Genomic DNA, 8,952 nt, shown 5'->3' on the forward strand with positions numbered 1-8,952 from the left:
GATGTACACCTCGGGATGACCGAAGAACCAGAAGAGGTGTTGCCACAACAGCACACCACCGTTGGCCGGGTCGTAGATGTGCGCGCCGAGGTGGCGGTCGGCGGCGAGGCCGAACAGCGCCGCGGTCAGCAGCGGGAAGGCCAGCAGCACCAGGATCGACGTCACCAGGATGTTCCAGGTGAAGATCGGCATCCGGAACATCGTCATGCCGGGGGCCCGCATGCAGACCACCGTCGTCACCATGTTCACGCCGCCGAGGATGGTGCCCAACCCGGCAACGGCCAGACCCATGATCCACAGGTCGCCACCCGCTCCGGGCGAGTGGATGGCATCGGTCAGCGGGGAGTACGCGGTCCAGCCGAAGTCAGCGGCGCCACCCGGGGTGATGAAGCCGGCGATGGCGATCAACGCGCCGAACAGGAACAGCCAGAAGGAGAACGCGTTCAGACGCGGGAACGCCACGTCGGGCGCGCCGATCTGCAGCGGAAGCACGAGGTTGGCGAAGCCGAACACGATCGGGGTCGCATAGAACAGCAGCATCACCGTGCCGTGCATGGTGAACAGCTGGTTGTACTGCTCGTTGCTCAGGAACTGAAGGCCGGGCATGGCCAACTCGGCGCGCATGAGCAACGCCATCAACCCGCCGACGAAGAAGAACACGAAGCAGGTGACGCAGTACATGATGCCGATCAACTTGTGATCGGTGGTGGTCACCAGCTTGTAGATCAGGTTGCCCTTGGGGCCCAGCCGTGCCGGGAACGGACGACGTGCCTCGAGTTCTCCGATTGGGGGCGCTTCGGCTACCAACAGGTCCTCCCTGGGTTGTTTCTGGCCGGGGTTCGACAGGGGCGTACCCGCGGGCACGTCCTGAATCTTATCCCCCGGCAAGGTGTGAAGCGCTATGGGTCCTACAAACTGTCGTAATTGGTGAGATCCCTTCAGATGACCGTGCCTGACCAGCCTGGACGGCCGAGATGTTGACGGAGGGTAGGCGCGCAGCGACCCGGGAAATGTGACGGCGCGCTGGAGCGCAGCGACCCGGGATGTTGGTACCGTCGGCGACGTGCCGTTCCTCAGCTCGCGGATGGGTCCGATCGCCGCGGCCGCGGCCGCGATCACGGCGCTTTCGGTGACGTTGGCCACCGGCTGCGGCGGGTCGACGCAGCAGTCCAGCGATCCGGATGCCATGAACTCGCCGGTGACCAGCACCACGAAGATCGCCGGCGCGGGCGTGCTGGGCAATGAGCGGCGCCCCGACGAGTCCTGCGCACCGGAGCCGGCCCAGCTCGACGAGGGCCCGCCGACGCGCGAGGTGCACCACGCGGCGGGCAGCACCGAGGTCCCCGCGGATCCGCAGCGCATCGTGGTGCTCTCCGGTGACCAGCTCGACGCACTGTGCGCGCTGGGTCTGCAGTCGCGCATCGTGGCTGCAGCACTGCCGGATGGCACCCCCGACCATCCTGGGTCGCAGCCGTCGTATCTTGGCGCCGTCGTGCACGACGCCGCCCCGGCTGGGACTCGCACCAAGCCCGACGTGGCCGCCATCAAGGCCGCGAATCCCGACCTGATCCTCGGTTCGCAGGCTCTGACTCCGGAGGCGTACGGCGAGCTGTCGGGGATCGCCCCGACCGTGTTCACCGGGCCGCCAGGGCCGGGCTGGCAGGACACCCTGCGGACCGTCGGCGATGCCACCGGCCGCGCGGGTGCCGCCGACGGACTGATCGACGGGTTCAACGCCGACGCCGACAAGACGGGCATTCAGAACGACGGCGTCCACTTTCAGGCGTCGGTGGTGCAGCTGACGGAGAACACCCTGCGGATCTTCGGGACGGACGACTTCCCTGCCACCGTCCTCGCTGCGGCCCACGTGGACCGCCCCGCCACCCAGCGGTTCAAGGACAAGCCGTACGTCGAGGTGAGTACGTCGGAGGTGACGAAGTCGACGGACTTCTCGGCGGCCGACGGCGACCTCGTGTACCTGTCGTTCGACTCACCCGCCGCCAAGGCGCGGGCCGGCGACGTGCTCGAGAGCGACGCCTGGAAGAAGCTGTCGGCCACCCGTGACAACCGCGTGTTCGTGGTGAACAACGAGGTGTGGCAGACGGGCGAGGGCATCGTTGCGGCCCGTGGCGTGCTCGAGGACCTCCGTTACGTCAACGCACCGATCAACTGACGGCACAACCTATTCCATCCCTGTTCCACTCTCCCGTGCTACTCCACTCCCTGCAACGCCTGCTGACCGAACTGGTTCAGCTGCAGCGATCCGTCGGGCAGCACCAGCTCACCGCTGTCGAGGCGGTTGCGCAGGTAGGCGAAGCTCTGTGCGGTCTGGGCGAAGAGATGCTCACCGGCCCGCAGGGTGGGCCGTGTCCTGCCGTCGCCAGCGGTGAACTGCGGCAGCGGCTTCACCTCGGTGTCGTAGTCGACGTTAAAGAACAACGGGAACGAGTACCGCTCCTCGACGACCCTGCGTACGCGGTGGCTGGTGGCGACGAATGCGCCGTTCGTCCACAGTTCCAGCAGGTCGCCGATGTTGACGACGAAGGCGCCAGCGACGGGTGGGACGTCGATCCATTGGCCCGCGCCGTTGAGCACCTCCAGACCCGGCGCCGTCGGCTTGAGCAGCGTGAAACACTCGTAGTCGGTGTGCGCACCGATGCCCAGTCCGTCCCTGGCATCCGGGTTGTAGGGGTAGTGGACCAGCCGCAGTTGGCTCGGAGTCTTGGTGGCGTGCCGGGAGAACACGTCGGGGTCCTCGTCCAGCGCGACCGCGAATGCGCGCAGCAGCAGGTGCCCGACTTCGAGGACCGCGTCGTAGTAGTCGGTCACCGCATCGGCGAAGTCGGGCAGGTCCGGCCAGGTGTTCGGCCCGAGCATCGGGTTGCCCGCCAGGTAATCGGGATCGTCCGCGGGCAGGTCCAGCGCGGTGTCGAACGCCTCCTTGAGGTCGGGAGTGCCGTTCTCCACCCCCTCCTCCCCCACCGGAACATAGCCGCGATGGCAGCGCGACAGCCCGATGTAACTGCGCATCTTCTCCTCGACCGGCAGGGCGAAGAACTGCTTGGTCGCCGCCAGCATGCGTTCGAAGCGCGCCTCGTCGATGCCGGATCCGGTGACGTAGAGGAAGCCGACCTCGCGGGCGGCCCGACCGATCTCGCCGGCGACCCGCTCGCGCTCGGCCGGGTCGACCGATCGCAGCCCACTGATGTCGACGATCGGCACCGAGGTGAACGACGTTGCACTGCTCATGGATTCACATTTCCTTCGCTTCCTTCGACGCTCCAGCGCACGCCGTTGGCCTGACATTCGTTGTCGGACAGCTTGATTGCAAGTTCGTTCCACTGCGGCCCGCCGACCGCGCCGATCAGCACGGTAGCGCCACCCGCCCACCCGAACATCCCTCCGACGCGCACCAGAAGGCCGTTGCCGCCATCTGGTGCGCGCAGGAAGACCGCACCGCTTGGCCCCGGCGGACCCTCGTCGCGAACCCAGTGCTCGACGTAGTCCGCGTGCACACCCGTCTCGACGAGCGCCTCGCCGTCCCAGTGCATCGTCCCGGCGTCCGGGAACGGCCCCGGCGGTTCGAGGTCGACGTCGCGATGCCATTCGAAGACGTCACCGCTCTGCTGGAGGCGCCCTGCGAAGCCGCGGGAGTCGACGTAGGCGGTGATGCCCTGCAGCCACAGCACACCGGCACCGGTGTCCCGCGATCCGTCGGCGTCAATCAGCAGGCAGCGGCGCCACAGACCGGCGCAGTCGGCGATCTCGGGTGCGGTCATCTAGGTCGCGACCGGTCCGAAGCGTTCGTGGAAGTGGCTGGTCATCTCGGGCCACACGTGCGGATCATGGCCGGGTATCAGGGGATATCCCTTGTCCCGTGCGAGCTTCTTGAGCCGGCGAATCGGTTCGATGGTGTCCTCCGGCTCGACGTCGATGAAGCCGCCGATCGCCAGCTCACCGTCGATGTTCTCGGTCAGGTCGGCCGCATCGAAGGCGAAGACGAAACCGTCCCCACCGCTTGCCTCATCGAGTTCGACCACGAAGCTCTGGTGCCCCGGCGTGTGCCCGTACGTCGGCACCGCCGTGATTCCAGGTGCGATCTCGGCCTCTCCGTCGGCGAGGCGCCAGTCGATGCTGGGATCGTCGAAGTCGACCCGGAAGATCGCATGCCGTTCCGGCTCTGGGTGATTGGACAGCCCGTACTCGAGCTCGCGCCGCTGCGCGTGCACCGGGATCTTGCCCGCGAACAGCTTCAGGCCGCCGGCATGGTCGGTGTGCAGGTGTGACACCGCGACGAGGTGGATGTCGTCGACGTCGATCCCGATGTCGAACAGCGACTCCTCGATCGGCTCACCGGGACCCGGCAGCAACGGCTGGTACTCCACCGAGGGGTAGTACCGCCTGCGCAGCGCGGGATCACGGATGAGCGCCGTGTTGAACCCGGTGTCGAGCAGCACCCAGCCGCCGTCGGTCTGCAGCAGGACGCCAGGGACCGGTTCACGCATCCGCAACTCCGGCGAACTGCCATGCACTGAGACGGATTTCGGCAGATCCTCCCACCCGAGTGTGAGCAGGACGATCCTGCGGACGCCGCTCTTGCGCACCAGCCCCGTCATCAGCCGACCGAGAGCGCGGCCAGCCGAAGCGAGTTCGGGTTGGTGACGACGTGGGCCTGCTCGACGCCTTTGAGCCACGGCTGGGCGACCATGAAGTCGTTGACGTCGGCGATGTTCAGCCAGCAGCCCGTCTGCACGGCCTCCTCGCCCGCCTGCGAGAACGCCTGGGGCGAACCGTCGGGCAGACCCTTGGCCAGCGCATCGGTGACCGGTGGTGCGGAGCAGCCCAGGTAGTTCAGACCACCGCTGGGATCCCAGGAGATGTGCCCCCACGTGTAGGGCGACGGGGCATCCGGCCACGCCAGGGCGGCGAAGATGTCTGGCGCGGACTGCCCGTCGGTGCCGATCCAGGCGAAGGTCTCCGACGTCGGGTACGCCTGCACCTTGGCGGTCAGACCCGCCGCGGCGAGCTGGGTCTGGATCAGGTTGCTCACCAACTGGTTGTCGGGATTGCTCGAGTCGTATCCGATGGTGACGGCCTTCTGATCCGCGGACAGGCTGCCCGCGAGCGCGGTGAGGACCGAAGGATCGTGCGGCACGGACTGCTTCCCGAACTCCGCAGCCATCATGTTGGGCGGGTAGATCTGTGCTCCAGCCTTGCCGCGCCCGAAGTACGTCTGCTTGACGAGCTCGTCGACGTCGATGGCCTGCATGACGGCGTTGCGATTCTTGGCATCGGTCATCATCCCCTTGTGCGGGTTGATGTAGAGGTAATTCGACATCATCGTCGGCAGCGAGTAGTTCGCGTAGGACTTGTTGTCCAGATACGACTGCACCGCCGAGGACGGCAGGTCGTGCAGGATCGCCGCGACCTGCCCGTTGTTGAACTGCAGTTGCTGAGCCGAGACGTCGGTGATGACGGGGATCTCGACCTTCTGGAAGTACGGCTTCGCGCCCCAGTAGTCACCGAATGCGTCCAGCGCATAACGGGATCCGACCTCGGCGGCCGTCAGCGTGAACGGTCCGGTGCCCAGATCGTGGCTGGTCAGATACCCCTGTGCGTTGTCGGTGCCCGCGTTCTTCTTCAGGCCCTCGGGGCTGAGCATCCGCGGTCCGTACGGGCACGCCAGGTAGTCGAGGAATGCCGAGTTCGGGGCCTTCAGCGTGATGGTGACGCCGTAGTCACCCTGGGTGGTGACCGAATCGACGTCCGTGACCATGTAGGCGGGTCCCTGGTTGACCGCGACCCGACGATCGAACGATGCCCTCACGGCTGCCGAGGTGAACGGCGTGCCGTCGTGGAACTTGACGCCTTCGCGGAGTTTGAACGTGAACACCCTGTTGTCCGGCGACGCCGTCCACTCGGTCGCCAGGAGCGGTTCCAGCTCGGGCTTGTCGGTGCCCGCCTTGTACTGCAGCAGACCCTCGTAGGTGTTGGTGGTCAGCAGCAGACCCTGTCCCGCATAGAAGATGTCGGGGTCCGGCGGCTGCCCAGGGTCCTGCAGGAAGGACAGGTGCAGCACCTTGTCGGTCGGCGCGGCGCTCGGTGTGCCGCCGCCGGAACCCGAACCGCCGCAGGCACTCAGCGCCAGCACGGCTACCGCGGCGACGGCGGAGATGACGCGAAGTCTCTTGGTCATCGTGCTGCTCCTTCGAGGACGGGCGCGGGAGTGGAGGCGAGCTCGCTGCCGGAGTCGCCCCGGCGACGACATTCATCGAAAGCCTCGAGGATCTCGTCGGTGGTGCGCAGCGCGCCGGTCTGCAGATACTCCATGGCGTCCAGCGCCGCGTCGTGGCGGTACTGCGACGAACCTCCCACGCAATCGGTGACCACCCGCACGTAGTAGTCGCGCTGGTGCGCGTCGGCGAACGTGTAGTGCACGCAGACGTCGGTGAGGCCGCCGACGAGGATCAGGGTCGATGCCTTCAGCCCGCGCAGCACGATGTCGAATTCGGTGCCGATGAAACCGGAGTAGCGCCGTTTGACGATGTGGAACTCCTGCCGGGAGCCGTCGAGGATGGGCTGCAGCGACGGTTCGAGCTCCGTGCCAGCCCGCCCCTCGACGCAGTGCTCGCCCTCGACACCGTCGAGTTCGCGGCCGAAGTCGACGCCGCTGGGCCGGTGCACCTCCTGGAAGAACACCACCGGGATGTCTGCGGCTCGCGCGGCAGCGAGCAGTCGTTCGACTCGTGCGACGCGTTCGGCGTTTCCCTCCATGACGGGGATACCGGCCTCCTCGGCCGTCATTCCGCCACCGGTTTGCATATCGACGACGACGAACACCGGATTGCCCACGATGAGTGGCTGTTTCGGCACCTAACCTCCTGTTGTAGCGATGCGTGGATCGGCGGCGGCCTGCAGAAGGTCCACTGCCATGTTGATGAAGACGTAGAGGGCGCCGAGCATCAGCGTGACCCCGGCGATCGCGGGGAAGTCGGCGACGGGGATGCTCTGGGCGATGTACTGCCCGATCCCCGGCCAGCCGAACACCTGCTCGACCACCAGCACGCCCGAGAACATCAGTCCCACTTGCAAACCCGTCATCGACAGCGACGAGCCAACGGAATTACGCAGGACGTGACCCGCCAGTATCCTGCCCTCCGACAACCCCTTGGCGCGGGCCGTCCTGGCGTAGTCGCTGTCGATGTCGCCGAGCAGGCTGCTTCGGAGCACGCGGCCGATTGCGACGGCCGGACCGATCGCGATGACGAGCGCGGGCAGGATCAGGTGATGCAGGGCATCGCCAACCACGTCGAAGCGCCCGTGCAGCAGCCCGTCGACGGTCAGCAGCCCCGTCGGCCCGGTTGGCGGATCGGCGATGGCGATGCGCCCGTTGGCCGGTACCCAGCCCAGCTGCTGATAGAAGACGATCAAGCCAAGGATGCCGAGCAGAAACATGGGAGCCGACGAACCGGTGAACAAGACCGCCCGCAGAACGCTTGCGCCAGGCCACTTCAGCGTCGTGCTGAACGCCAGCACGACGGCGAGCACCAGCGCGATCGCCAGCCCGTACAGCGCGAGTTCCAGGGTGGCGGGAAAGAAGGTGCCGAGATCCGACGCCACGCCATGGCGGGTGCGGTACGACGTCCCGAGGTCACCCGTGACGGCGCCGGAGAGGTAGTGCCAGAACTGCACCAGGATGGGCTCGTTCAGCCCGAGCGCCTCGCGCCGGGCGGCGACCGCCGACGCCGAGGCCTGTGCTCCGAGCTGCGCCTTGACGGGATCCAGCGGCGAAATGTGTTGCAGCAGGAACATCACGCCGGTCAGTGCGATCAGGATCGCGGCCATCGCGCCCAGCCTGGACGCCACATAGATCTTCATCGAACGCTCCAAGGTCCGTGTATCGATGCCGCGCCCAACGTGAGGCCACTGCGAGAATCCGGGCTCGAAGTCGCCGTGGGCTCACGCTCGGCACGACGCGAGATTCCGAGCGCGACCACTAGCTCGTCTTCATCAGGTTGCGCAGGCTGTCGCCTGCGATGTTTCCGATCAGCGCCAGCACCAGCACGCCGAGACCTGGCATGACGGGGATCCACCACTGCTGCAGGAAGTAACTCAGGTTGCGGGCGGAGTCGGCGCCCAGTTCCGCCGCAGGGGCCGACTGCCCGAGGCCGAGGAACGACAGTGCCGCCAGGGTCAGGATCAGCGTGCCGATGTCGAGGCTGGCGGCCACCAACGCATTCGGCACCGCGCCGGGCAGCAGATGGCGCCCTGCCAGCCGAATACGGCTCACCCCGGCGAGTTTCGCCGCTTCAACGTGTGGTCGTGCCGCGAGCCGGGCCACCTCCCCGCGCACCAATCGCGCATAGAAGGGCCACCAGACGATCGACACGGCGACGAGGGTGTGCACGAAGCCGGGCCCAAGGGCGGCGACCACCGCGATGGCCAGCACCGGTGCGGGCAATGACAGGAACGCGTCGGTGATCCGCATGAGCACCGAGTCGACCCAACCGCCCGTCGCGCCTGCGATCAGGCCGACCAGTCCCCCGATCAGCAGACCGATCGCGACCACCGCCAGGGCCGCGAACCAGCTGGAGCGCACGCCGTAGAGCACGCGCGAGAAGATGTCGCGGCCGATGCTGTCGCTTCCGAGCAGGAATCCGTTCTTACCTGGCGCCTGCAGCGGCATCCCGACGGGAAGCAGCGGATCGTGTGGCGCCAGCAACGGCACCGCGATCGCGATCACGGTTACCACGAACACCAGCGAGAATCCGAGCCAGTTGAGCACCGCCGAACGTGATTGCGGCAGCGACAACACGCGTCGTCCACGGCCGCGGACACGTGAAGGTGCGGCTACCGCGACCGCCATCAGCTTGCCCGCCTCTCGATGCACGCCACCTGGTGTGGGTTTCCTGGGAATCCCTCGAGGCGCACGTCCAGTTGTGAGCCGCCGCA

The 8,952-nt window shown here is 66.9% G+C and carries 9 protein-coding genes; 1 reads left to right on the forward strand and 8 read right to left on the reverse strand.

The window, feature by feature from the left end; translation table 11 throughout:
* Nucleotides 1–807, reverse strand: an 807-nt coding sequence (locus ACRDUX_RS29260) for a cbb3-type cytochrome c oxidase subunit I (protein ID WP_526419078.1), incomplete at its 3' end; no start/stop codon positions are given.
* Nucleotides 808–1,084: 277 nt separating this feature from the next.
* Between ACRDUX_RS29260 and ACRDUX_RS29265 the strand changes: the two genes are divergently transcribed.
* Nucleotides 1,085–2,173 carry an iron-siderophore ABC transporter substrate-binding protein gene (locus ACRDUX_RS29265; RefSeq protein ID WP_526419079.1) on the forward strand — a complete coding sequence of 363 codons (1,089 nt, stop codon included), beginning with the start codon at nt 1,085–1,087 and terminating at the stop codon, nt 2,171–2,173.
* 38 nt (nt 2,174–2,211) lie between these two features.
* Here ACRDUX_RS29265 and ACRDUX_RS29270 read toward each other — a convergent pair whose 3' ends face one another.
* The 7 genes from ACRDUX_RS29270 to ACRDUX_RS29300 form a co-directional block, all read right to left on the reverse strand.
* On the reverse strand, nt 2,212–3,249 hold the full coding sequence (locus tag ACRDUX_RS29270) for an isopenicillin N synthase family dioxygenase (protein WP_526419067.1): 1,038 nt from the start codon (nt 3,247–3,249) through the stop codon (nt 2,212–2,214).
* Nucleotides 3,246–3,779: a hypothetical protein gene (locus ACRDUX_RS29275; protein ID WP_526419068.1), complete on the reverse strand. Its 534-nt coding sequence runs from the start codon at nt 3,777–3,779 to the stop codon at nt 3,246–3,248. Before ACRDUX_RS29275 ends, ACRDUX_RS29270 begins: the two co-directional genes overlap by 4 nt.
* Nucleotides 3,780–4,616, reverse strand: coding sequence for an N-acyl homoserine lactonase family protein (locus ACRDUX_RS29280; RefSeq protein ID WP_526419070.1), 837 nt, complete (start codon nt 4,614–4,616; stop codon nt 3,780–3,782).
* Complete coding sequence (locus ACRDUX_RS29285) at nt 4,616–6,196, reverse strand: ABC transporter substrate-binding protein (RefSeq protein WP_526419072.1); 1,581 nt, start codon at nt 6,194–6,196, stop codon at nt 4,616–4,618. Before ACRDUX_RS29285 ends, ACRDUX_RS29280 begins: the two co-directional genes overlap by 1 nt.
* Entirely contained in the window at nt 6,193–6,873 is a 681-nt protein-coding gene (locus tag ACRDUX_RS29290) for a cysteine hydrolase family protein (RefSeq protein ID WP_526419074.1), read from the reverse strand. Before ACRDUX_RS29290 ends, ACRDUX_RS29285 begins: the two co-directional genes overlap by 4 nt.
* Complete coding sequence (locus tag ACRDUX_RS29295; RefSeq protein WP_526419076.1) at nt 6,874–7,878, reverse strand: ABC transporter permease; 1,005 nt, start codon at nt 7,876–7,878, stop codon at nt 6,874–6,876. It abuts the gene before it with no gap.
* Nucleotides 7,879–7,996: 118 nt separating this feature from the next.
* Nucleotides 7,997–8,866: an ABC transporter permease gene (locus ACRDUX_RS29300; protein WP_526419081.1), complete on the reverse strand. Its 870-nt coding sequence runs from the start codon at nt 8,864–8,866 to the stop codon at nt 7,997–7,999.
* Nucleotides 8,867–8,952: the final 86 nt, after the last annotated feature.

The sequence above is a fragment of the Mycobacterium sp. genome (assembly GCF_050701675.1).
Classification (GTDB): Bacteria; Actinomycetota; Actinomycetes; order Mycobacteriales; family Mycobacteriaceae; genus Mycobacterium.